Here is a 24712-nt window from a genome sequence, read left to right on the forward strand (position 1 = left end):
ACAGGTTTACTGTTCCGCGTTGAAGATAAACAGGCGGCCACCTTTCAAAGTGTAGCCGTCAATCAAGTCTTTGGCGCGGTCACTCACCAGCCAGGCTTCCAGCTTCTGCGCCAGTTCCGCCTGCACGTGGCCATGCTTCTCCGGGTTAACCGGGATAAAGGCATACTGGTTGAACAGCTCCGGATCACCGGAATAGAGCAGCGCCAGATCACCTTTGTTGCCAAACTTGAGCCAGCTTGCGCGGTCGCTTATGATGTAACCGTTCATGCCAGACGCGGTGTTCAACGACGCGCCCATGCCTGCGCCTGCTTCCTTGTACCAATCCACAGAGCGGGCATCCGCATCCACACCGGCCTCAGTCCAGAGCGACAGCTCCTTCTTGTGCGTACCGCTGTCGTCCCCACGGCTCACAAACGCCGCTTTGGCTGCAGAAATCCCTGTCAGCGCGTCCACCACATTTTTGGCATCCGCAATCTTTGCTGGATCGGCATTGGGGCCAATCAACACAAAATCATTGTACATGATCTCACGGCGGTGCGTGCCGTAGCCACCCGCAACAAACGCTTCTTCCGCTTTTTTGGAATGCACCAAGATTGCATCCACGTCACCAGCCTCACCCAAACGCAGGGCCTGACCGGTGCCCACCACCAAAAGCTGCACTTCCAGACCCAGGTCTTTCTGGATTTCCGGCAACAGGACGTCGGAAAGTCCCGAATTATGGAAAGAGGTTGTGACCGCCATTTTCATGGTGTCTGCGGTAGCCATAACGCCACTGAATACCAAGGCCACTGCGGCAAGCGTTGTACCAAACTTCATTCGACTATGTCTCCATTTATGAATGCGCGCGCTTCACTTGTTTTGGGTGAGGCAAAGAATTCCGCCGCAGGTGTCTGCTCCAGAATGAGACCGTGGTGGATGAACCAAACATCCTCCGCCAGCCGCCGTGCCTGACCAATGTCGTGCGTGGACATCACCACACGTGTTCCGTCTTTGAACGCCTGCATCAACAGCGTCTCAAATTCCCGTGTTGCCCGGCCATCCAAATTGGCGCAGGGCTCATCAAGGAACAAAATTTCAGGTTTGCGGATCAACGCCCGCGCCAGTGCCAATTTCTGACGTTCCCCGCCAGAGAGTACCGTGGCCTGTTTTTGGGCACTGTCCGTCAAGCCAACGCGCTCCAACCAGGCACCTGCACGCTGCCGCGCTTCTTTCTTGGACACACCGTGTGTCATCAAAGGATAAGCCACATTGTCAAGCGCCGTACGGCGCATCATGATCGGTGCCTGAAACACAAAGGCCTGTCGCGCCCGCGCCTCTTCCTCGGGGATTTGCCACCTAAGCGAGCCACCGCGAGACACCCGCTCCATGCCATGCAACAGACGCAGCAACGTAGTCTTCCCGGCACCATTTGGCCCCATCACAATCGACAGGCCACTGTCACTCACCGTGGTGGTCACCGGCCCCAACAATGTCTTGCCACGCCGCCGCACCACCGCATTCTTCACGTCCAGTGGGAGAATAGAGGTCACCATCGGCCACTCACCTCCGTGCGCGACAGGGTGTGGATCAACAAGTTCACCAACACCGCCAAACCAATCAGTACAAAACCCAAGGCCAAGGCGAGGGAGAAGTTACCTTTGCCGGTTTCCAGCGAAATCGCCGTGGTCAAAACGCGGGTGGCGTTATCAATATTGCCGCCAACAATCATGATCGCGCCCACCTCGCCAATTCCGCGTCCAAACCCGGCCAACGAGGCTGTCAAAAGCGCACGACGTCCGTCCCACAACAGCGTGGCAATACGCTGCCAGCGGGTGGTGTTCATGGAGATCAAAAGATCGTGGTACTGCGCCCACAGTTCGCGAATGGCCTGATGCGCAATCGAGGCGATCAACGGGGTCAAAATGATCACCTGGGCAATGATCATCGCGGTGGGTGTGAACAACAGCCCGAACACACCAAACGGCCCCGCCCGCGACAGCAGCAGATAGACAATCAAACCCACCACAACCGGCGGCAGCCCCATCAACGCGTTCATCGTGGCAATCACAAACCGGCGGAAGCGGAACCGACGCACCGCCAACCAACAGCCCAGTGGTAGGCCAATCGCCGAAGCAATGGCCACGGCCGTCAGTGTCACCTGCAATGAGCGCAGCGAAATCTCGATCAGATCCGCGTCAACTGTGACGATTAATCGGCCAGCTTCGAGCAGGCCTGCCAATAATTCATTCATGCAACCGCTCTGGTGCCCCTCCTTGCGGCCTGCCCTCCCGGCGGCCGGAGCTTGCCATTCCCGTGGCAGGCTCATCTATTGTCATTGTGCCATTTCGCCACTGAAGCAAGAGGGCGGTGTCACTTTCCCCAATCACCCTAACGCAGCCCCCTGAATTGGCGCAAATTGTCCACTCAACTCCTCGTCAAAATGTCATTTTGTCCCAAGCGTTTTAGGCAGGTAATTGGCCTGAAACAAAGAAACATGTCCAGCTGGTCAAATTTCCCTTGGCAGAACGTCTTGCTTCAACAACACTCTCCCCAATCGGGAGAAAAGACCAATTGGGAGGACCAACATGACCCTGCGCAAACCTATTTCCAAACTACTGGCCGCCGGGGCCGCCATCGCGATCAGCGCCACCACCGCACTGGCCCAAGACGTGACCCTGCGTATGCACCAGTTCCTGCCGCCGCAGGCCAATGTGCCAAAGCTAATTTTGGACGTCTGGGCGGATGCCATCGAGAAAGACAGCGAAGGCCGCATCAAGATCGAACGCTACGCCGCTATGGCGCTGGGGGGCAAACCGCCGGAGCTGATGGACCAGGCCATCGACGGTGTTGCGGACATCGTTTGGACTGTGGTGGGGTACACCCCAGGTCGCTACCCTTCCACCGAAGTGTTTGAACTGCCCTTTATGGTCGAAGACGCGCGCGCGGGCTCCTACGCCTATGCCAAGATGTTTGACGCCCACATGAAAGACACCGAATTCCAAAACCTGAAGATCTTTGGCACTTGGGTGCACGGTCCTGGCATGTTCCACACCAATGCCGCGGTGTCCTCCCCGGATGACCTTAAGGGCATGAAAATTCGCGGTGGCTCTCGTTTGGTGAACGAACTTCTGAAACTGACCGGTGCCTCGCCAATCGGTATGCCGGTACCAGCCGTACCAGAAGCGCTGTCCAAAGGCGTGATCGATGGCACCACCATCCCGTGGGAAGTGACTGCAGCCCTGAAAGTGCCAGAGCTGGTGGGCAACCACACCGAGTTCGAAGGCAACGCACTTTACACGCTGACCTTTGTGCTGGCGATGAACAAAGATCGCTATGACTCCATGCCTGATGATCTGAAAGCTGTGATGGACAAAAACTCCGGCGTCGAATTTTCCGTGTTTGCCGGTGGTGTCATGCAGGACATGGACGCACCAGCCCGTGATCTGGCTGTGGCCCGTGGCAACAACATTGTTACCGTATCCGCCGCAGACGCCGCCAAATGGGCCGAGGTTGTTCAACCCATCTACAGCACTTGGATTGCCGACATGGACAAGCGTGGCTTGGATGGTCAGGCAATGATCGACGAAGCCAAGGCGCTGATGGAAGAGTACAAAAAGAACAACATGTAACTCACGTCCACACGAACAAGATTGGCCGCAGCCCCGCGCTGCGGCCTTTTTTGTTTGCCCTCACGCCTCTGATGCAAAACGACGTCACCATCACGCAGACCAGCCAAGCGCCCCGTTCTTATTTGAGTTAACCGCCGCAACGGCCCTACTAATCTGCCGCCACGCCGCATAGCTTGATTAGTGAAACTCCCAGAAAAGGAGGCGCTTATGCCCCGCCAAACCCAAGGCCGCGGCCGCCGTTATGACAGCATTCTGGACACGGTTGGCGACACCCCTGTTGTCCGCCTGAACCGGATTGCCCCCAAACATGTGAACATGTTTGTCAAATTCGAAGCGGCCAACCCGGCTGGGTCTGTGAAAGACCGCCTCGCACTCAACATCATTGAAGCCGCTGAAAAGGATGGTCGTCTAAAACCTGGCCAAACCGTGGTCGAAGCCACGTCCGGCAACACAGGCATTGGCCTCGCCATGGTCTGCGCTGCCAAAGGCTATCCGCTGGTCATCACCATGTCCGAAGCCTTCTCGGTGGAGCGCCGTCGGCTGATGCGGTTTCTGGGCGCCAAGGTTGTGCTGACTCCCAAGGCGCAAAAAGGCTTTGGCATGTACAAGAAAGCGCAAGAGTTGGCCGAGCAAAACGATTGGTTCCTCGCCAGCCAGTTTGAAACCGCTGACAACGCCGACATGCACGAAAACACCACCGCCCGCGAAATCCTAAGCGATTTTGCAGGCATCTCACTGGATTACTGGGTCACCGGCTACGGCACCGGCGGCACAGTCGCTGGCGTGTCCCGCGTTCTGCGCCGCGAAAGCCCGGACACCAAGATCATCTTGTCGGAACCCGCCAACGCGGCGCTCGTGGACTCTGGCTACATCAACACCCGCGACGCCGACAATCAGGCCACCGAAAGCCACCCGGCGTTTGAACCCCATCCGATCCAAGGCTGGACCCCGGACTTCATCCCTTGGGTGTTACAAGAGGCTCTGGACAAAAACGGCTACGATCATCTGATCAAAACACCGGGACCGGATGGCATCCAATGGTCGCAACGCCTAGCGTCCGAGGAAGGCATTCTGGTGGGCATCTCGGCTGGCGCCACTTTGGCCGCAGCCATTGAGGTTGCACACACGGCCCCAGACGGGTCCAACATCCTTGTGATGTTGCCAGACACCGGTGAGCGCTATCTTTCTACGCCGTTGTTTGACGGTATTGCTGAGGCCATGTCGGACGAAGAGATCACCATCTCGCATTCCACGCCCAGCGCGCAGCTCTAAAAACAAAAAGGGTCGCTCAATCGAGCGACCCTTTCCGTAACAATGATCAGAGCGATCAGCCGTTCACGCTGTCTTTCAGCGCTTTGGCGATGGTCATTTTCACAACCTTGTCCGCGTCTTTTTTGATCTGCTCACCAGTTGCTGGGTTGCGAACCATACGCTCAGGACGCTCGCGGCAGTAAATTTTGCCAACGCCTGGCAGGGTCACTGCGCCACCAGCGGAAACTTCGCGGGTGATCAATGCACAAACGGCTTCCAGAGCTGCGCCTGCGGATTTCTTGTCAGAGCCCATTTCTTCGGCCAGAGCGGCAACGAGTTGGGTCTTGGTCATCGGTTTTGCCATTTCAGGTCTCCATTAGTCTGCCCGATTAGTAGGGCCTCACGACCGGCATTTAACGGGATGTTGTGGGTGAACACAATAAATTGTGTGCCAAAAATCGGTGTTTTTAAGGGTTTTCCACAGATTTCCGTAAGGTCAGAGGAACGCAGTCTCATCAAATGACCGTAATTTCCGCGAATGTAGCCTTTCAAGAGGCATTTCGCGCAAACTTTCCATGGCGCGAATGCCAATCAGCAAATGCCGCGCGACCTGTGTCTTATAGAAGTCTGACGCCATGCCGGGAAGCTTTAATTCGCCATGCAGCGGCTTATCACTCACACACAACAACGTGCCGTAAGGCACCCGAAAACGGTAGCCGTTGGCGGCGATAGTGGCGCTCTCCATATCCAACGCAATGGCCCGCGATTGGCTCAACCGTTGCACTGGCCCGGTGTGCTCCCGCAATTCCCAGTTTCGATTATCAATAGTCGCCACTGTGCCGGTCCGCATCACGCGCTTCAATTCAAAGCCTGACAGCTTCGTCACCTCAGCCACCGCACTTTCCATCGAGGTCTGCACTTCGGCCAGCGCCGGGATTGGCACCCACACCGGCAGGTCATCATCCAAAACGTGGTCTTCGCGCAGATAGGCATGGGCCAGCACAAAATCCCCAAGGCTTTGCGAGTTCCGCAAACCAGCGCAATGTCCCACCATGATCCACGCATGGGGTCGCAGCACCGCAATGTGATCGGTGGCCGTTTTGGCGTTAGATGGGCCCACTCCAATATTCACCAGAGTGATACCCGAGCCGTCTTCGCGTTTCAGGTGATAGGTCGGCATCTGCGGTTGCTTGTCCACCGGTGCAATGGGCGTTTCCGCATCCGTAATTTCCACATTTCCGGTGCTGACAAAGCTGGTGTAACCAGATTTTGGATCGTCCAGCATTTGTCGCGCATAGGCTTCAAACTCGGTCACATAGAATTGGTAGTTGGTGAACAACACGTGGTTCTGGAAGTGCTCAGGATCAGTGGCCGTATAGTGGCTCAACCGCGCCAGCGAATAATCCACCCGTTGCGCCGAAAACGGTGCCAACGGCGCCACACCATTCACAACCGCCGTGCCATTTACAATGTCATCATTGGTGGTCGACAGGTCCGGCACATCAAAAATGTCGCGCAGTGTGAAATCCGCCGCGCCTTCTTGTGGCACCGTCATATCCGATTGAGCAGCCACAGCAAAGTGCACCGGAATCGGCGTGGTCGACGGCCCAACAACCACAGGCACACCGTGGTTTTCCAACAAGAGTCCGATCTGTTGTTCGAGGTAATGACGAAACAAATCCGGCCGCGTGACCGTGGTGGCATGCACGCCAGGCTCTGCCACGTGACCAAAGCTCAACCGGCTATCAATCTGCGCAAAACTGGTCGTTGTGATGCGAATCTCTGGGTAATACGCGCGAATGCGGTGCCCATCTGGCCCTTTGCGCAAGGCGCGGCGGAACTGGTCACTCAAGTAGGTGGTCGACAGCTGGTACAGTTCCTCAAGTCGCGCCACGGCGGCTTTGGCATCTGTAAAGGCTTCTGGGGCAGGGACTGCGGGGGAGTGCACGGGAATATTCTGTGGAGTCATTTCGCAGCCTTGATTACGTCGGTCATTTCAAATTTTGTCACATCCACCAGCCCGAGATCGGAGATCCGAAGTTCCGGGATCACCACCAGCGCCAATAAGGAGTGTTGCATATAAGCGTTGTTCAGTGTGCAACCACAAGCCTCCATCGCCTCCACCATATTCTGCGCTTTGGCCGCCACCTCCGTGGCAGGCGCATCCGACATCAATCCGGCAATTGGCAATTCCACCAAAGCCAATTCCTTACCGTCTTTGATCACAGTAACGCCGCCGCCAACTTCGCCAAGCCGGTTGGCCGCCATCGCCATCATGTCGTGATCTGTCCCCACCACAATCATATGGTGGCTGTCGTGCGCCACTGTCGAGGCCATCGCCATCCGACCTTTGTAGCCAAAACCCGACACAAAGCCATTCACCACATCGCCCGTCGCGCGGTGTCGCTCCACCAGCGCAATCTGTGCGACATCCTTCTCTATATCAGCTTGAACCACACCATTCGTGACTGACAAGTCGGCGGTCAATGCCTTGGTTGGCGCCTGATTTTCGATCACCCCAATCACATTGGCAGTAACCTGGGTCGCGCCGTCCGGTGCTTTGACCTCAAAATCGTCAGCCGTGCGGGCGCGTCCCAGGTTCACGGTTTGGCGTGCATGCTCTGGCCAGTCATAATGCGGACAGTCCACAAGTACCTCGCCATCCTGTGCCACGGTCTTGCCGCGCGCAATGACATGCTCAATCGGCAGAGTTTTCAAATCCGAGGTCAGGATTACATCCGCTCGCCTTCCGGGTGCAATAGAGCCTAAGTCACGCTCCAAGCCAAAATGCGTCGCGGTGTTGATTGTGGCCATTTGCAAAGCAATCAGTGGATCACATCCACACTCGATTGCATGGCGCACCACACGGTTCATATGCCCGTCATTTACCAATGTGCCCGAATGGCTGTCATCGGTACACAAGATGAAATTGCGCGGATCGAGGCCTTTCTCAGTGATCGCCGTGATCTGTGTCTCCACATCATACCAGGCGGAGCCCAACCGCATCATCATGCGCATGCCCTGACGCACACGCGCAATTGCATCTGCCTCACAGGTGCCTTCGTGGTCATCCGCAGGACCACCCGCCGCATAGGCATGGAAATCTTTGCCCAGATCAGGCGACGCATAGTGCCCGCCCACGGTCTTACCTGCGTTCTGGGTTGCAGCAATTTCCGCCAGCATCTGCTGGCTGCCATTGATCACGCCGGGGAAGTTCATCATCTCTCCCAGCCCAACGATGCCCGGCCAGCCCATGGCTTCGCTCACATCATCCGGTCCAATCTCAAACCCTGTGGTTTCCAGACCCGGCGCAGACGGTGCGCAGCTGGGCATCTGCGTGAAGATGTTGATCGGCTGCATCAATGCCTCATCATGCATCAACCGCACGCCTTCGAGACCCAGAACATTTGCAATCTCATGCGGGTCAGTGAACATCGTGGTAGTGCCATGCCCAATCACCGCCCGGGCAAATTCCGCGGGTGTCAGCATGCCGCTTTCGATGTGCATATGCCCGTCGCACAGGCCCGGGATCATATAGCGCCCATTGGCCTCAATGATCTCCGTCTGAGATCCCTCACAATGGCTGGCATCCGGCCCGACATAGGCAATACGCCCTTCGGCCACGGCAATATCGTGGTCCGCCAACACTTCGCGGGTGTGCACATTGACCCACTGGCCTTTCCGAATGATGAGATCAGCTGGCTCGCGACCCGCGGCCACGGCAACAAGGCGGGGGGCAACATCTGCCCATGTTTGAAAATGCTTCTGTTCCATGGCCCACGGTGACATGTGTTTCAGACATGTTCAACCTCACCGCAGATGAAGCTTTTACGAAAAGTCCTTTAGGTGGAGCTTGAAGTGAAAAATTAGGGGCAGCCTCCGCCGGCGACACTCCAAAACCGATGTCGCAAACGCGCTTGACCAATGACCGCTCGCAATGCTCCGCTGCGCAAAACAAGGAGCTGCCCATGTCTGTCACAGAGCTACACCCCAACATCACCCACTGGCAGGAGCGCGTCGATATGGCCGCTGCCTTTCGCTGGACCGCGCGCCTCAATATGCATGAAGGCGTGGCCAATCATTTCAGCCTCGCAGTGAATGACGATGGCACCCGTTTCCTGATGAACCCCAATCAGAAACACTTCGCCCGCATCAAGGCTAGCGACTTGCTGGAAATCGATGCCAACAATCCAGACACACTCACCGGGCCGAATGCGCCGGACCCCACGGCCTGGGGGTTGCATGGTGGCGTGCACCGCCACTGCCCACACGCACGCTGTGTGATGCATGTGCACTCGATCTTTGCCACGGTTCTAGCCTCTCTGGCGGACAGCACCCTGCCGCCGATCGATCAAAACTGCGCCACCTTTTATGACCGGATCGTGGTGGACGACGGTTATGGCGGGTTGGCCTTTGAGGACGAGGGAGAGCGCTGTGCCGCGCTGCTGACTGATCCGAAAAAGAAGGTCATGGTCATGGGCAACCATGGCGTGTTGGTGATTGGTGACAGTATCGCTGACACCTTTAACCGTCTCTACTATTTCGAACGTGCGGCAGAAACCTACATCCGCGCCCTGCAAACCGGGCAGCCGTTGCGGGTTCTACCCCATGAGATCGCAGAGAAAACCGCGCAGGAGCTTGAGCAATATCCGGAGCAAGACGTGCGCCACCTGGCGGAACTCAAGGCGATTTTGGACGAGGAGAGATCAAACTACGCGACCTAAAAACTTTCCATGGCTTGACGTGACGTAACGACCTGTCAAGGGTGTGGGCGCGGCAGGATCAACCAACGCCCAGCGGACAATCAGGGCATTCTGTAGGGAGTAGAACATGGACTATCTCGACATCCGGATCAAAGAACTGAGCAACGAGCAACAAGAGCATCTGCTGCGGGCAAGCCAACCGTTTGGCCTATTGGGCCTGATCCGCCAAATGCGCCAAGGGCGCATCGGGTGGCTGTTTTGGGTCATGCTGGTTGGTCACGTCGGCTTTTTGATCCTTGGCATCTCCTTGGCGATGCAGTTTTCGGCCGCAGTTGAGACTCAAGATCTCATTCGCGCCGGAATTGGCGGTGCAACCTCTTTGATTATCGCGGTTCAATTGCTGGTTGGCTTGGCGCCGCACTTGCACGCCGAACGCACCAAACGGCGCCTGAAGCGGTTGGAAATTTTGATTTTATCACACAACAATGGTGAGTCTCCCGAGTAAGTCGCCTTCCGACACACATATACTTGCCCGTGCCGGAGTGTCGCTCACTCTGGCGCGCGCAAAGTTTGAGGCGTTTTGTCAAACTCCACTTTGAAGGCCCGCGTCATAGCTGCCGGATTTTGATACCCACAGCGCAAAGCGATTTCGGCCACGCTCATATCCGTGTCTACCACCAATTTGCGCGCCAGATTGAGCCGTAATCGCCGATAGACGGTTGCAGGCGTTGCCCCCAATTCCGACAACATGCGTACCGACAGCGTTTTTTGCGTCACGCCCGCTGCCCGCGCCACTTCTGGCAGGGCGAGTGGCTCCTCCAAATGACCCTGCATCACCGCCAAGGCCCGGTTCACCACCCGCCCAGCGGGCGTCGCGCGCCCTTCGTGTGAGCGCGCACTTTCACGGGTCATGAACAGCTGCGCCACTTCGAGCGCCAGCGCCTGCCCAAAGTCGCGCCCAATCAGAAACATGACCAAATCGAACGCCGCCATGGCCCCTGAACAGGTCACCCGCGTGCCATCAATCACAAACCGCTCGCGTTCTGCGTTCACATCCGGAAAGCGTTCGGCAAATGAAGTCAGCTCTTCCCAATGGATGGTGGCGCGATGCCCCTCCAGCAGACCGGCCTCGGCCATCAACCAACTGCCTGTGTCCATGCCACATACGGTGTCAAACCGTTTGGCCGCCGCCCTTAAGGCATTCTGTGTTCGCCACCCCGCATGGCCTAGAAACCCATATGACGGCATCACCACAAGCATATCGCCCGTAAAATCACTCAGCCGCCCATGCGGCGCCACCGGCAGCTGACTGGAACTTGCCACCGCCGTGCCGTCGAGGGACAGAAATGTCCAATCATAGAGCGCTTTGCCCGACAGTGTATTGGCCGCCCGCATCGGTTCCATGGTGTTTGCCAGACAATGGTTGGAAAACCCGTCAAACAGCAAAACCCCAATCTTCTGCGGTGCAGCGGATGTATTTAGCCAAGTCTGCATGGCTTGACGCTATTCCTGCATGATATCGCTGGTCAAGCGCGCTCTGCTGGTAATCAGACAGTTGAGGAAGCGCCCCATGCAGTTTGATCTGACCGAAGAGCAGGAGATGATTGTCTCCACCGTCCGCAGTTTTGTGGAAAATGAGATTTACCCTTACGAGGACGAGGTTGAGCGCACCGGTGAAATCCCCGAAGGCCTCGGCGAGCAGATCAAACAGAAGGTCATCGACCTGGGGTTTTATGCCTGTAACTTTCCCGAAGAGGTGGGTGGCGCGGGCCTGAACCATCTCGACTTCACCTTGGTTGAACGCGAACTTGGACGTGGTTCCATGGCCCTCACCCATTTTTTTGGCCGGCCGCAAAACATCTTGATGGCCTGCGAAGGGGAGCAGAAAGACCGCTATCTTCTCCCCGCCGTACGTGGCGAGCGCATGGACGCTTTGGCGATGACCGAACCCGGCGCGGGCTCTGACGTGCGCGGCATGAAATGCGCTGCCGTGCGCGATGGCGGCGACTGGGTAATCAACGGCAACAAACATTTTATTAGTGGCGCGGAACACGCTGACTTTTTCATCGTCTTTGTCGCCACCGGCGAAGATCAAACCCCAAGGGGCCCAAAAAAACGCATCACCACCTTCCTTGTAGACCGTGACACACCGGGCTTCACCGTGCGGGACGGCTACAAATCGGTGAGCCACCGTGGCTACAAAAACATGGTATTGGAGTTTGATGACTGTCGCCTGCCGGACGCACAAGTTTTGGGTGAGGTTGATGGTGGTTTTGCCGTCATGAACGAATGGCTCTACGCCACCCGCATAACAGTGGCCGCCTTCTGTGTGGGCCGCGCCCGCCGCGCCTTTGATTATGCGCTGGATTATGCCGCCCAGCGCGAGCAATTTGGCCAACCCATCGGCAGATTTCAGGGCATTGGGTTTCAGATCGCTGACATGATCACCGAAATCGACGCCGCCGATCTGCTGACACTGTCCGCTGCCGCGCGGCTTGACCGCGGCCTGCCGTCAAACCGCGAAATTGCCTCTGCCAAACTTTATGCCACGGAAATGCTGGCCCGCGTGACCGACGCTGCAATCCAGATCCACGGCGGTATGGGGCTGATGGATGACTACCCTCTTGAGCGCTTCTGGCGCGACGCACGCGTAGAACGCATCTGGGACGGCACCAGCGAAATCCAGCGCCACATCATCAGCCGCGACCTGCTGCGGCCACTGGGGGCATGATGTCTCCCGTTGCGTTGCGCGGGCGCCTGCGGCACACCTACGGCAAAAAGCTGAGGGAGCTGCCCTATGAAACCTTCTGTCACGATCACCTACTGCGTCGGCTGCAACTGGTTGTTGCGCGCGGGCTGGATGGCGCAGGAACTGTTGTCCACCTTCAAGGACGACCTTGCTGGCGTGACCATTACCCCGGCCGAGGTGCCGGGAACCTACAGGGTCACGGTCAACAACACCGTGATCTGGGACCGCAAACGCGATGGCGGATTTCCCGAAGCCAAAGAGTTGAAAAAACGCTTGCGCGACGTGATCGAACCGGACCGCGATTTGGGTCATTTAGACCGCAGCAGTTAAACGCAGCGCCACGCATCGTGGGGGCCAGCCCCCACACCCCCGGAGTATTTGTGGTCAGAAGAAGCCATGGATCCGCCCCCCGTAGAGTAGACATTGACCGGGGGGCTTCTCCTGACGCGGCCATCGGCGCTCCCGCCTGTACCGCGTTTTTATATTTCCGCACCGTGGTTAACAAAGGGTTACCCGCAATGGAGGTCGGGCCTGGCGTTGCGGGGATCCTGCTATGAGCCGCGACCTCTCCCGCCTGATCCGCCCCAAAACCATCGCCGTTGTCGGCGGCGGCGCGTGGTGTGCCGAAGTCATCCGGCAAACCGCAAAGATTGGCTTTGACGGCGCCATTTGGCCAGTGCACCCCAAATCTCGCGAAGTTTTGGGGCACAAAGCCTATGCTTCCATTGAAGCCTTGCCCGCCCCTCCAGACGCCAGTTTTGTCGGCATCAACCGGCATGCAACAATCCAAAGTGTCAAAGATCTCGCGGCCAAAGGCGCAGGCGGTGCTGTATGTTTCGCCTCGGGCTTTTCCGAGGCTGCTGCCGAAGATACGGACAGTACCGGTCTTCAGGCCGCGCTGATCGCCGCTGCGGGCGACATGCCGATCCTCGGTCCCAACTGCTATGGCCTTATCAACGCTTTAGACGGCGTGGCCATCTGGCCGGACCAACATGGCTGCATCCGTGTCGACAGCGGTGTTGCGATCCTGACCCAAAGCTCCAACATCGCCATCAACCTCACCAATCAGCAACGTGGCTTGCCCATTGCCTATGTCGCCACCTGCGGGAACATGGCGCAACTCAATCAGGCGGACATCGCCAGCGCCCTCCTCGACGATGCGCGTGTCACAGCGCTTGGCCTTCATATCGAAGGCTTCACCAACCTACGCAGCTGGGAAACGCTGGCCGCCAAAGCCCACGAAAAAGGCGTTCCCGTTGTTGTCCTGAAAGTTGGCGCCAGTAACGAGGCCCAAGCCGCCACCATAAGCCACACGGCCGCCCTGGCAGGGAGTGACGCAGGCGCAGACGCCTTGATCACGCGCCTCGGCTTTGCCCGTGTGCGCGATCTGCCGGTGTTTCTGGAAACCCTGAAGTTGCTACACTTCAATGGCCCGTTGTCCGCCCCCACAATCGCCTCGATCAGCTGTTCTGGCGGCGAGGCCAGCCTCATGGCGGACACGGCCCTGAACAGCGGCCTCACCTTTCCGCCCCTATCAGACACCCAACGCACAAGGCTTGGTGACATCCTCGGCCCCATGGTCGCACTTGCCAACCCGCTGGATTACCACACCTATATATGGCGCGACGTCGCTACGATGGCCAAAGCCTGGTCCGCCATGATGACCCCCGACATCGGCCTGACATTCTCTGTAGTAGACTATCCGCCAGAAAACCGCGCCGACTGGGACTGCGCCACAGAAGCCGCCATCAAGGCCCACAAATCCTCAGGCCGCCCCATGGCCGTGGTCGCATCCTTGCCAGAGTTGCTCCCTCCCGATGTGACCCATTCCCTGATTGACGGCGGCGTTGTGCCAATGCATGGCCTGCGCGAGGCAATCTCTGCCGCAGCTGCCACCACGCAAATTTCTGCACCTGACACCGCCCCTTTGGCGCTCGTGTCTGCCGAGCCACCCCAAACGCCTCACGTGCTCTCCGAGCGCCAAGCCAAAACTGCGCTCGCTGCCCACGGCCTCGACACCCCACGCAGCGTTTCTGTGACCAGCACGGGCAACCTCACCAAAGCTGCCGAAGGCCTGACGCCGCCATTGGTGCTCAAGGGCCAAGGTATCGCCCATAAAACAGAAGCCGGAGCCGTAAAACTCCGCCTCACTACGGCGGATCTACCCGCCGCGGCACACGCCATGCCAACCGACAGCTTCCTGATCGAAGAAATGATCGACGATGCAGTGGTCGAACTGCTCATCGGCGTCACCCGCGACCCGGCGCATGGTTTTGTGCTCACCCTCGCCGCTGGCGGCACGCTTACCGAAGTGCTGTCTGACAGCGCATCGCTCTTGATCCCGGCCAGCCCAGCGACAATCCGCGCCGCGCTTACCTCTCTCAAAATCGCACCATTGCTCAACGGCTATCGCGGCGCACCTCCCGCTAACATCGACGCAATTCTACACGCCATCGACGCGCTGCAAGCTTACGTGCTTGCCAACCTCGACAGCTTGCAAGAGGCTGAACTCAACCCGCTGATCTGCACCCCAACCCGCGCGGTGGCGGCGGATGCGCTGATACGAAAGGACATGTCATGAATGACAGCCCGGTTAAAACCCGCCGCGAAGGTGCCATTCTCGAGGTCACACTGGACCGCCCCAAAGCCAACGCGATTGATCTGATCACCAGCCGGATCATGGGCGACGTCTTCCGCGACTTCCGCGATGATCCGGACCTGCGCGTGGCCATTGTGACAGGCGGCGGCGAGAAATTCTTCTGCCCCGGGTGGGACTTGAAAGCGGCTGCTGACGGCGACGAAGTGGATGGCGATTATGGCGTGGGCGGCTTCGGCGGCCTGCAAGAACTGCGCGACATGAACAAACCGGTGATTGCGGCCGTGAACGGCATCGCCTGCGGAGGAGGGTTGGAATTGGCGCTCTCGGCCGACATCATTCTTGCCGCCGACCATGCCAGCTTTGCACTGCCGGAAATCCGCTCCGGCACGGTGGCCGATGCCGCCTCGGTAAAACTACCCAAGCGCATTCCATACCACATCGCCATGGAGCTGCTGCTCACCGGGCGCTGGTTTGACGCCGAAGAAGCCCACCGCTGGGGGCTGGTGAACGAGATCATTGCCGCCGACGCACTAATGGACCGCGCCTGGGAGCAAGCCCGCCTGCTCGCCTCTGGTCCTCCGCTGGTCTACGCCGCCATCAAAGAAATAGTACGCGACGCCGAAGACGCCAAATTTCAGGACGCGATGAACCACATCACCCAACGCCAGCTGCGTAGTGTCGATGTGCTTTATGACAGCGAAGATCAGCTTGAAGGCGCACGGGCTTTTGCTGAAAAACGTGACCCTGTCTGGAAAGGAAAATAGCCCAACGCCAGAACTTTAGGCATCAGCCAATCCCCCACGCCGCTGTGACAATTTTTCACCGCCCCAGCTCTTGTGCCCGCGGACCCGCGGGCGCAAAGTGACCCCATGACCAAGACCCTACTTTCGCTCGGCCATGGCTATACCGCCCAGGCCCTCGCCACCCGTCTTCTACCGCAAGGCTGGACCATTCTCGGCACCTATCGCGACCCGGCACAAGAGGCCGAGCTACGCGCCCAAGGCATCACGCCGTTGCAATGGCCCATTGATTTTGAGACCGCGCTGAAAGACGTGACCCACGTACTGACCTCCATCCGCCCCGACAAAGACGGCGATCCGGTGCTGCGCCTCGGCAACGACGCGTTGCAAAAGGCTGCCCCCAATTTGGAATGGCTAGGGTATCTCTCGACCACCGGCGTCTACGGCGACATGGATGGCGACTGGGTTGATGAAGACACTCCGCTGGATCCTGGTGGCCATCGCGGCAAAATGCGCGTGTTGGCTGAAGCCGAATGGCAGGCGCTGCCTGATCTGCCACTGCACATCTTCCGCCTGGCCGGCATCTACGGCCCTGGTCGCGGCCCGTTTGCAAAGCTGCGCAACGGCACGGCTCGGCGCATCATAAAGAAAAACCAGGTTTTTTCCCGCGCCCATGTGGACGACATCGCGCAGGTGTTGGAAGCGTCCATAAAGGCCCCCCACGCGGGCCAAATCTACAACGTGTGTGACGACACCCCGGCCCCGCCGCAAGACATCCTCGCCTATGCCGCAGAGCTTCTGGGTATGGCCCCGCCACCGGAAATCCCGTTTGAAGAAGCAGAGATGAGCCCAATGGCGCGCAGCTTTTATTCTGACAGCAAACGCGTGCGCAACAACCGCATCAAAGCGGAATTGGGTGTGGTCCTAAAATATCCAAATTACCAAGACGCGCTAAAAGCCATGCTGCAAGACGAAACCGCCTAAGCGCATTCTCATTCTGAAAATATCCCGGGGGTTTGGGGGCAGGCCCCCAATCCTTCAGAAGATCACGCCCGCTTGCTGTCCAATGTGGCAATGCCCAGCGCATCCAACACTTTGGCTTCGATCTGCTCGGCATTCATCGCCGCTACATCATACATCGCCTTCGGGCTGGCCTGATCAATAAACGTGTCCGGCAGCACCATCGAGCGATACTTCAGCCCGCCATCAAACACGCCTTCGTCAGCCAATAGCTGCGCCACATGGCTGCCAAAGCCGCCGACGGCGCCTTCTTCGATGGTGATCAGCGCCTCATGATTGGCCGCCAGCTCAAGGATCATGTCCCGATCCAATGGCTTAGCAAACCGCGCATCGGCAATCGTTGGCGTGATGCCTCGCGCCACCAGCGCCTCAGCCGCCTTGCGGGTTTCTTCCAACCGCGTGCCAAAAGACAACAGCGCAACGCGACTGCCGTCCTGCACCACCCGGCCTTTGCCAATTTCCAGCACTTCGCCGCGTTCTGGTAGTTCCACACCCACGCCTTCGCCACGCGGATAGCGGAAAGCAATTGGCCCGTCGTCATAGGCCGCCGCGGTGGCCACCATATGTTTTAACTCAGCTTCATCCGCCGCCGCCATCACCACCATGCCCGGCAGGTTGGCCATAAAGGCCACGTCAAAACTGCCCGCATGTGTGGCCCCATCCGCGCCAACCAGCCCGGCACGATCAATTGCAAAGCGCACCGGCAGGCGCTGAATGGCCACATCATGCACCACCTGGTCATAGCCACGTTGCAGGAACGTTGAATACATCGCGCAGAACGGCTTCATGCCGCCCGCCGCCAATGCGGCAGAAAACGTAACACCATGTTGTTCGGCAATCGCCACATCAAAACAGCGACTTGGGTAGCGCTCCGCGAACAGCCCCAAGCCTGTGCCATCTGGCATGGCCGCTGTGACCGCACAAATTCGGCTGTCCTCAGCGGCAGCCTCCACCAGTGCATTTCCAAACACCGAGGTATAGCTCGGGGCATTTGACGGTGCTTTGTGCTGCTTGCCGGTTGGCACATCAAACTTGGCCGTGGCGTGGCCTTTGTCCCGCGCCGCTTCGGCGGGCGCGTAGCCTTTGCCCTTTTTGGTGATCACATGCAGCAGTACCGGCCCCGTCGCGCGCTGGCGCAGCGTGCGCAAAAGCGGCAGCAACTGATCCATATCGTGCCCGTCAATGGGCCCCACGTAGGAGAACCCCAACTGCTCAAACAGCGTGCCGCCCACGGTCATGCCTTTGAGCACATCTTTGGCCCGCTTCGCACCCTCTCGGAACGGTTCCGGCAACAGGCTCACCGCGCCTTTGGCGGCAGACCGCAGCTCTTGAAACGGCTCACCGGCATACAAACGCGAGAGGTATTCACTCATCGCGCCCACAGGCGGCGCAATCGACATGTCGTTGTCGTTCAACACCACAAACATACGCTTGCCCAAATGGCCCGCATTGTTCATCGCCTCATAGGCCATGCCAGCTGTGATCGACCCATCGCCAATCACCGCAATTGCGTCACCCAGGCCACCGTCACATTGCCCACCTAGATCGCGCGCCACGGCAAAGCCCAGCGCGGCTGAAATCGAGGTTGAAGAATGCGCCGCGCCAAACGGGTCAAACACGCTCTCGCTGCGTTTGGTAAATCCGGACAGGCCGCCTTCTTGGCGCAGGGTGCGAATCCGATCGCGTCGCCCAGTCAAAATCTTATGTGGATAACACTGGTGACCCACGTCCCAGATCAGCTTGTCGCGCGGCATGTCAAACACCGCATGCAACGCCACGGTCAGTTCCACCACGCCAAGCCCAGCACCCAAGTGCCCGCCGGTCTCACTAACCGCCGAAATGGTCTCAGACCGCAACTCATGCGCAATCTGCGTCAACTCGCTGTCCGAAAACCTCTTTAGGTCTTCAGGCAGGGTCACTTGATCCAACAATGGGGTCTGGGGTCTCGCTGACATAGGCGCGCCTTCCGGTTAGCTGTCTCGCGAGATAACGAAACGCGCCGCCTCCCGCAAGGTATCCGCATCTTTACCGTAAATGGAAAGCGCGTCACATGCATCCGTCACAAGGTCGCGGGCGCGCATTTTGGCACCGTCCAAACCCAGCAAAGAAACAAAGGTTGCTTTGCCGGCGTCCGCATCTTTGCCAACCGCCTTGCCAACTTTTGCGGCATCCCCTTCGACATCCAAAATGTCGTCAGCGATCTGAAACGCCAGTCCCAAATCCAGCGAATAGCGCATCAACGGCTCAATATCCGCTTTGCCCATCACCGCGCCTGCGGTAGCCGACCAGGCAATCAACGCGCCGGTCTTGCCCGCTTGCAACCGTGTAATCTCTTGCAACGTCAAAGGCACGGGTGCCGTCTCCGCGGCAATATCCAGCGCCTGACCCAGCACCATGCCCTGCGCGCCAGCAGCCCGCGCCAGCGACACGGTCAACTCCGCCCGCACCGCCGCATCGTCGTGACACTCATTCCGGCTCACACATTCAAACGCCAAGGTCTGCAAGGCATCACCCGCCAACACAGCGGTGCACTCATCCCATTTGATGTGTGTCGTGGGCAGCCCGCGCCGCATGTCATCGTCATCCATGCACGGCAGGTCATCATGCACCAGCGAATAGGCGTGCATCGCCTCAATCGCGGTCGCTGGCCAGATCGCCTGTTGAGGATCAACCCCATGTAACCGCGCGCTTTCCAGCACGAGAAACGCCCGCAATCGCTTGCCACCCGCGCTGGCATAGCGCATGGCCCCCACCACCGGCAGATCACCAAACGGCGCCATCACCGCGAGCAGATGCGCTTCCACTTGCGTCGCTGCTTCTTTCAGACGTGTCTCAAACATCGCTGCAGGACGCTTACATGCCTTCAACCGGTGTCAAACCGGCTGGGGTGCCATTGCCGTCCAAAGTGATCGCGGCCACCTTCTCTTCGGCCTCTTTCAGCTTGGCCTCACAGCGCGCTTTCAAAGCTGCCCCGCGCTCATAGAGCGTAATGGATTTCTCCAGCTCCACATCACCACGTTCCAACTGGCCCACAACCTGCTCCAGCTCACGCATTGCCGCTTCAAAGCTCATCTCTTCCACAGGTGTGTCGCTCATTTGGCTCTCTCCATCAAAACCCCGACATGCGCCGCCACCGACGCTGCCAAAGCGTTCAGATCATATCCACCTTCCAAAGTCGAGACCACGCGCCCGCCACAATGCTGATCCGCCACATCACAAAGCTTCTGCGTCAACCAGGTAAAGTCCTCCTCGATCCATTCCAACTGCGCCAGTGGATCATCTTTGTGGGCATCAAAGCCCGCAGACAGGATCAACAACTCCGGCTGAAACGCCTCCAGGGCCGGAAACACCTGCGCCTCATAGGTCGCCCGCATCAGCCGCCCGTCACTGTGTGGCGGCAATGGCAGGTTCATCACGTTGTCATTGGCACCGGTCTCTTCCTGCATGCCCGTTCCCGGCCACAGCGGGTTCTGGTGACTGCCAATAAACATGCTACGTGGTTCATCCCACAACAAGGCCTGCGTGCCATTGCCGTGGTGCACGTCAAAATCCACCACCGCCACACGGCTCAATCCATGCCGTTCCAGCGCATGTTTCGCGGCAATTGCGGCCGTGCCAAACAGACAAAAGCCCATGGGCTTGCTCTGCTCCGCATGGTGCCCCGGCGGACGACAGGCCACAAAGGCATTGCCCACCTCACCTGCCATCACCGCATCCACAGCCGCCAGACAACCGCCGACCGCGTGCCGCGCCGCCAGTGTGGAGCCCGGCGACATATAGGTGTCGCCATCCAAGGCTACTGTGCCACTGATAGGTTCCGCCGCTGTGATTGTGTCCAAATGGCTTTGCGGGTGGCACAACAATAGATCGGCATCGCAACACTCCGGTGCCTCCCGCCGATCCAACGCGTCAAATTGCGCGTCCCGCAAGGTTGCCTGAATATGCTCAATCCGCGCGACCTGCTCCGCATGACCGGCTGGTGTGATATGGTTCCATGAACTTTTGTGACTGAACAACGCTGTGGTCATGAGACACCCTCGCTCTCACTTACATAAGTCTTGACTGTCGCCGCGCTAATCCGGCGCCAACATGTAGCCCGCACCCCGCACAGTCTGCAAATACTGCGGCTGCTTTGGGTCTTCTTCCAACTTGCGCCGCAGTCGGGTGATCTGCACATCCACTGCACGTTCCTGCGCTTGCCCTGTGTCACGCCCCAATTCTTCAACCAGTTTGCTGCGGCTCACCGCTTCACCTGGTGTCTTGGAGAAAATCTTCATCAGCTGGCTTTCGGTCGCGGTCAACCGCACCGGCTCCTCGCCTTGCCACATCTCGCCGCGATCAATGTCGTAGCGAATACCACCCAGATGCAGCACCTTGGGCACCGTGGCCGCCTCATCCACTTCTGGCATACGCCGCAGGATGGCATTGATGCGCAACAATAGCTCTTTGGGCTCAAACGGCTTGGCCAGGTAATCATCCGCCCCCGCCTCAAGCCCGGCAATTCGATCCTCGGTTTCCCCTTTGGCAGTCAGCAATAAAACCGGTGTCTGCGAGGTTTCTCGGATGCCACGGGTCAGGCTCATACCATCTTCGCCCGGCATCATTACATCGAGCACGATCAGGTCAAAATCGAGACCCGAGAGAATCCGCCGCGCATGCGCCGCATCCCGCGCCGCCGTCACCAGAAACCCGTGCCGCATGAGAAACTTGCGCAAAAGCTCGCGAATGCGCTCATCGTCATCCACAATCAACAGGTGAGGGGCGATATCTTTCATTTGCCTGTCTCTCTCAGCGATCTGTATTGTCGTTTCATTTCACCTTCCATCATCGCCTCAAGCACCCGCCGAAACCCAGCCACATCATCCGGGCCAGCCTCGCGAAACGCCGCCCGCATCCGCGCACGTTGTGAGTCCGACAACCGGCGTTCCAACGCGGTCCCGTCTTCCGTCAAATAAAGGTTCCGCTCGCGCCGATCGGAGGTGCCTACACGACTTTCAACAAGCCCATCTTCAATCAGGGTGCGCAACACACGATTGAGTGACTGTTTGGTCACGCCCAAAATGTCGAGCAGATTGGTCACCGTGGTGCCCGGCGCGCGGTTGATAAAGTGAATCGCCCGATGATGCGCGCGGCCATAGGCCAGGCTCTCAAGGATTCGATCCGGGTCCGCAGTAAAACCACGGTAAGCAAAGTACATCGCCTCTATCCCCTGCCGGAGCTGCTCATCCGTGAGATACAGCAGGTTCTCACTGCGAATTGGATCGCTCATTGGGCCTCCCAGCATCACAATTGACGGGTTTGACCGTCACAATACGTCAGCTTTGTTGACACTCCAAGCGCTAACTGGTAGCGAATCGCAGGTTTCGCGCAATTTTATGTCCGTATCGGCCATATGTTGCGCAACAAATGAAAATGAACGCATTTTGGAAAGCGAAAGGAACGACCATGGCTGGTGCATATGACGATCGTGACGGCGTCATCTGGATGGATGGCGAATTTGTGGATTGGCGCGAGGCCAAGGTGCACGTCCTGAGCCATGCTCTGCACTATGCCAGCTCCGTCTTTGAAGGTGAGCGCGCCTACAACGGCAAGATTTTCAAAAGCCGCGAGCACAACGAGCGCCTGTTCAAATCCGCTGAATCGCTGGACATGCCCATGCCAATCTCGCTGGACGAGTTGGAAGCGGCCAAGCAGGAAACCCTGAAGAAATCCGGTCTACAGGACGCCTATGTTCGCGTGGTTGTCTGGCGCGGTTCCGGGGATGATATGGGTGTCGCCTCTGCGGCCAACCCTGTCCGTGTTGCCATCGCCGTTTGGGCCTGGGGCGCGTATTACGGCGACGCCAAGATGCAGGGTGCCAAGCTCGACATCGCCGAATGGAAACGCCCAAGCCCGGAAACCATCCCAGTACATGCCAAGGCCGCAGGTCTCTACATGATCTGCACCATCTCCAAGCACAAAGCCGAGGCCAAGGGCTGCTCTGACGCGCTGTTCATGGACTACCGTGGCTATGTAGCTGAGGCGACCGGCGCCAACATCTTCTTTGTGAAAGATGGCGAAGTGCACACCCCGCTGCCGGACAGTTTCCTGAATGGCATCACCCGCCAGACCGTGATTGGCATGCTCAAGGACAAAGGCATCACCGTGATCGAGCGTCACATCATGCCCGAAGAAATGGCGGACTTTGAACAATGCTGGCTGACCGGCACTGCTGCCGAAGTGACCCCAGTGGGCCAGATTGGCGACTACACTTTTGAGGTCGGCGACATCACCCGCGACATCGCGGAGTCTTATGAAAAGCTCGTGCGCGCGTAAGCCGTCTGACAGTCAAACAGAAGCGGGGGCCATTTGGCCCCCGTTTTGCTTTCTGAGGGGCGCTGCCCCTGTCCCTTCTGCGATGGGCGCACCCCGAAATATTTAGAGCAAGAAGAAGCAATCAGGCGAACAGCTTTGCGTAGGACTCGCGCAGCGCCTTCTTCTGTACCTTGCCCATAGTGTTGCGCGGCAACTCGGGCAGAAAGATCACCTGCTTCGGCTGTTTGAACTTCGCCAGACTCTTAGCCAACGGCCCACTCACCTGCGCCTCGGTCAAGGTGGGATCAGAGCGCACCACCACAGCCACCACCGCTTCGCCAAAATCCGCATGTGACACGCCTATGACCGCGCTTTCCAGCACGCCGTCTAAATCATCAATCAGCGATTCAATCTCTTTGGGATACACATTGAACCCACCAGTGATCACCAGATCTTTGGAGCGCCCCACGATGGTGACATAGCCATCCGCATCTACCTTGGCCAAATCCCCAGTAATGAACCAACCATCTGGCAACAGCTCCTCCGCCGTCTTCTCCGGCATCTGCCAATAGCCTTGGAAGACATTACGCCCACGCACTTCCAGCACGCCAATCTCACCTTGCGCCACTTCAGCGTCATCTGCGCCGATCCGCACCTCAACCCCCGGCAACGGGAAGCCCACCGTCCCGGCCCGCCGCTCCCCCTCATACGGATTGGACGTGCTCATATTGGTTTCTGTCATGCCGTAGCGCTCCAGAATCCGGTGCCCTGTACGCGCTTCCCATTGCTCATGGGTGTCGACCAACAAAGGTGCCGAGCCGGAGATAAACAGCCGCATATTGGCCGCTTGGTCTTTGGTCAGCCGCGCGTCTTTTAGGAGCCGCGTGTAGAAGGTTGGCACACCCATCAGGCTGGTCGCCTTAGGCATCGCGTCCACAATCGTATCCGCATCAAACTTCGCCAGAAACACCACCGAGGCGCCGGACAGCAGCGCCACATTGGTCGCCACAAACAGCCCGTGGGTGTGGAAGATCGGCAAGGCGTGGATCAACACATCGTCCTGGGTGAACTGCCAGTAATCGCGCAGCGTCTCAGAGTTGGACAGCAGGTTGTCATGGCTCAGCATCGCGCCTTTGGAGCGCCCCGTTGTGCCCGAGGTATAGAGGATCGCCGCCAGATCATCCGCGCCCCGCGCAACCGGCTCAAACCCTGTTTGCGCATCCGCCAATTCGGCCAGGCTCCCTTGCCCTGCACCATCCAAAGTCAACACCGCTGCGCCTTCGGCAATCGGGGTGATCTCCTCCGCCTTAGTCGGATCACAGACCACCACTCGCGGCGTGGCATCGCCAAGAAAATAGGCCACCTCAGAGGTCGTATAGGCCGTGTTCAACGGCAGAAACACACCGCCCGCCATCACCGTGCCCAGATACAATTGGATCGCCTCAATGGTTTTCTCAACTTGCACCGCCACGCGGTCTCCGGGCTGCAAACCTTTGGACACCAGAGCCGCCGCCATGCGCTCCGCCCCGGCAAACAGCCCGCCAAAAGTCACCGGTACCTGTCCCGGCACTTCGGCAAACACCTCACGTCCGCGCCCCTCGGCCGCTGCGCTTAACGCGGCAATCAAATAATTGTTCTGATACATGGCTGCTCTCCGTATTCACCTTGGACCTTTCCCGCTTGCCTGCCAAAGATCAAGCCCGCCTTGTCAATCCTGCGCCCCTGCGCCACAGTCGCGCCAACCCCAA

Annotated in this window: 24 protein-coding genes; 10 read left to right on the forward strand and 14 right to left on the reverse strand. The window is 58.4% G+C overall.

Annotation, left to right across the window (positions count from 1 at the left end):
* Positions 1–6 precede the first annotated feature (6 nt).
* From QOL67_RS01915 to QOL67_RS01925, 3 genes are read right to left on the reverse strand one after another with little or no spacing between them, the layout of a single operon-like run.
* Entirely contained in the window at positions 7–816 is an 810-nt protein-coding gene (locus tag QOL67_RS01915; RefSeq protein ID WP_283424247.1) for an ABC transporter substrate-binding protein, read from the reverse strand.
* Complete coding sequence (locus tag QOL67_RS01920) at positions 813–1532, reverse strand: ATP-binding cassette domain-containing protein (protein ID WP_283424248.1); 720 nt, start codon at positions 1530–1532, stop codon at positions 813–815. Before QOL67_RS01920 ends, QOL67_RS01915 begins: the two co-directional genes overlap by 4 nt.
* Positions 1526–2230 (reverse strand): ABC transporter permease, encoded by a 705-nt coding sequence (locus tag QOL67_RS01925; RefSeq protein ID WP_283424249.1) that lies wholly within the window; start codon positions 2228–2230, stop codon positions 1526–1528. Before QOL67_RS01925 ends, QOL67_RS01920 begins: the two co-directional genes overlap by 7 nt.
* Before the next feature lie 334 nt (positions 2231–2564).
* On the opposite strand from QOL67_RS01925, the gene QOL67_RS01930 reads away from it, so the two are divergent.
* Together QOL67_RS01930 and QOL67_RS01935 are read left to right on the forward strand one after the other, a co-directional pair.
* Positions 2565–3608 carry a TRAP transporter substrate-binding protein gene (locus QOL67_RS01930; RefSeq protein ID WP_283424250.1) on the forward strand — a complete coding sequence of 348 codons (1044 nt, stop codon included), beginning with the start codon at positions 2565–2567 and terminating at the stop codon, positions 3606–3608.
* Between the two features lie 207 nt (positions 3609–3815).
* Entirely contained in the window at positions 3816–4880 is a 1065-nt protein-coding gene (locus tag QOL67_RS01935; RefSeq protein WP_283424251.1) for a PLP-dependent cysteine synthase family protein, read from the forward strand.
* Between the two features lie 55 nt (positions 4881–4935).
* On the opposite strand, the gene QOL67_RS01940 is transcribed toward QOL67_RS01935, so the two are convergent.
* From QOL67_RS01940 to ade, 3 genes are all read right to left on the reverse strand, one after another.
* On the reverse strand, positions 4936–5223 hold the full coding sequence (locus tag QOL67_RS01940; RefSeq protein ID WP_132861006.1) for an HU family DNA-binding protein: 288 nt from the start codon (positions 5221–5223) through the stop codon (positions 4936–4938).
* Between the two features lie 132 nt (positions 5224–5355).
* Positions 5356–6828 carry an AMP nucleosidase gene (locus tag QOL67_RS01945; RefSeq protein ID WP_283424252.1) on the reverse strand — a complete coding sequence of 491 codons (1473 nt, stop codon included), beginning with the start codon at positions 6826–6828 and terminating at the stop codon, positions 5356–5358.
* Positions 6825–8633: an adenine deaminase gene (ade, locus tag QOL67_RS01950; RefSeq protein WP_283424253.1), complete on the reverse strand. Its 1809-nt coding sequence runs from the start codon at positions 8631–8633 to the stop codon at positions 6825–6827. Before ade ends, QOL67_RS01945 begins: the two co-directional genes overlap by 4 nt.
* Positions 8634–8827: 194 nt before the next feature.
* Between ade and QOL67_RS01955 the strand changes: the two genes are divergently transcribed.
* A complete protein-coding gene (locus QOL67_RS01955) occupies positions 8828–9583 on the forward strand; it encodes a class II aldolase and adducin N-terminal domain-containing protein (protein WP_283424254.1) in 756 nt (251 codons plus the stop codon).
* Between the two features lie 106 nt (positions 9584–9689).
* Positions 9690–10067: a DUF6768 family protein gene (locus QOL67_RS01960; RefSeq protein ID WP_283424255.1), complete on the forward strand. Its 378-nt coding sequence runs from the start codon at positions 9690–9692 to the stop codon at positions 10065–10067.
* A 44-nt stretch (positions 10068–10111) separates the two neighbouring features.
* Here QOL67_RS01960 and QOL67_RS01965 read toward each other — a convergent pair whose 3' ends face one another.
* Positions 10112–11056, reverse strand: coding sequence for a GlxA family transcriptional regulator (locus tag QOL67_RS01965; protein ID WP_283424256.1), 945 nt, complete (start codon positions 11054–11056; stop codon positions 10112–10114).
* A gap of 76 nt (positions 11057–11132) precedes the next feature.
* On the opposite strand from QOL67_RS01965, the gene QOL67_RS01970 reads away from it, so the two are divergent.
* From QOL67_RS01970 to QOL67_RS01990, 5 genes are all read left to right on the forward strand, one after another.
* A complete protein-coding gene (locus tag QOL67_RS01970) occupies positions 11133–12293 on the forward strand; it encodes an acyl-CoA dehydrogenase family protein (protein ID WP_283424257.1) in 1161 nt (386 codons plus the stop codon).
* Between the two features lie 66 nt (positions 12294–12359).
* Complete coding sequence (locus QOL67_RS01975; RefSeq protein ID WP_283424258.1) at positions 12360–12641, forward strand: Rdx family protein; 282 nt, start codon at positions 12360–12362, stop codon at positions 12639–12641.
* A gap of 223 nt (positions 12642–12864) precedes the next feature.
* Positions 12865–14892 (forward strand): acetate--CoA ligase family protein, encoded by a 2028-nt coding sequence (locus QOL67_RS01980; RefSeq protein WP_283424259.1) that lies wholly within the window; start codon positions 12865–12867, stop codon positions 14890–14892.
* On the forward strand, positions 14889–15674 hold the full coding sequence (locus QOL67_RS01985; protein ID WP_283424260.1) for a carnitinyl-CoA dehydratase: 786 nt from the start codon (positions 14889–14891) through the stop codon (positions 15672–15674). The genes QOL67_RS01980 and QOL67_RS01985 overlap by 4 nt, the downstream gene beginning before the upstream one ends.
* Before the next feature lie 105 nt (positions 15675–15779).
* The gene (locus tag QOL67_RS01990; protein ID WP_283424261.1) at positions 15780–16634 is read left to right on the forward strand and encodes an SDR family oxidoreductase; all 855 of its coding nucleotides are present in this window, start codon (positions 15780–15782) and stop codon (positions 16632–16634) included.
* A gap of 62 nt (positions 16635–16696) precedes the next feature.
* Here QOL67_RS01990 and dxs read toward each other — a convergent pair whose 3' ends face one another.
* Genes dxs through QOL67_RS02020 form a run of 6 tightly spaced genes read right to left on the reverse strand, consistent with a single transcriptional unit; the run spans position 16697 to position 21939 of the window.
* Positions 16697–18625, reverse strand: a complete 1929-nt coding sequence (gene dxs, locus QOL67_RS01995) for a 1-deoxy-D-xylulose-5-phosphate synthase (RefSeq protein WP_283424262.1) — start codon at positions 18623–18625, stop codon at positions 16697–16699.
* Between the two features lie 15 nt (positions 18626–18640).
* The gene (locus tag QOL67_RS02000) at positions 18641–19510 is read right to left on the reverse strand and encodes a polyprenyl synthetase family protein (protein ID WP_283424263.1); all 870 of its coding nucleotides are present in this window, start codon (positions 19508–19510) and stop codon (positions 18641–18643) included.
* Positions 19511–19523: 13 nt separating this feature from the next.
* Complete coding sequence (locus QOL67_RS02005; RefSeq protein WP_164643990.1) at positions 19524–19766, reverse strand: exodeoxyribonuclease VII small subunit; 243 nt, start codon at positions 19764–19766, stop codon at positions 19524–19526.
* Positions 19763–20698 carry a histone deacetylase family protein gene (locus QOL67_RS02010; protein WP_283424264.1) on the reverse strand — a complete coding sequence of 312 codons (936 nt, stop codon included), beginning with the start codon at positions 20696–20698 and terminating at the stop codon, positions 19763–19765. Before QOL67_RS02010 ends, QOL67_RS02005 begins: the two co-directional genes overlap by 4 nt.
* A 45-nt stretch (positions 20699–20743) precedes the next feature.
* The gene (locus QOL67_RS02015; RefSeq protein WP_283424265.1) at positions 20744–21445 is read right to left on the reverse strand and encodes a response regulator; all 702 of its coding nucleotides are present in this window, start codon (positions 21443–21445) and stop codon (positions 20744–20746) included.
* Positions 21442–21939 (reverse strand): MarR family winged helix-turn-helix transcriptional regulator, encoded by a 498-nt coding sequence (locus QOL67_RS02020; RefSeq protein WP_283424266.1) that lies wholly within the window; start codon positions 21937–21939, stop codon positions 21442–21444. Before QOL67_RS02020 ends, QOL67_RS02015 begins: the two co-directional genes overlap by 4 nt.
* A gap of 176 nt (positions 21940–22115) precedes the next feature.
* Here QOL67_RS02020 and QOL67_RS02025 point away from each other — a divergent pair, with 176 nt between their 5' ends.
* Positions 22116–22985, forward strand: coding sequence for a branched-chain amino acid aminotransferase (locus tag QOL67_RS02025; protein ID WP_283424267.1), 870 nt, complete (start codon positions 22116–22118; stop codon positions 22983–22985).
* 121 nt (positions 22986–23106) lie between these two features.
* Here QOL67_RS02025 and QOL67_RS02030 read toward each other — a convergent pair whose 3' ends face one another.
* On the reverse strand, positions 23107–24609 hold the full coding sequence (locus QOL67_RS02030) for a malonate--CoA ligase (protein ID WP_283424268.1): 1503 nt from the start codon (positions 24607–24609) through the stop codon (positions 23107–23109).
* Between the last annotated feature and the right edge of the window lie 103 nt (positions 24610–24712).

The organism is Shimia sagamensis (assembly GCF_900182745.1).
Taxonomy (GTDB): Bacteria; Pseudomonadota; Alphaproteobacteria; order Rhodobacterales; family Rhodobacteraceae; genus Shimia; species Shimia sagamensis.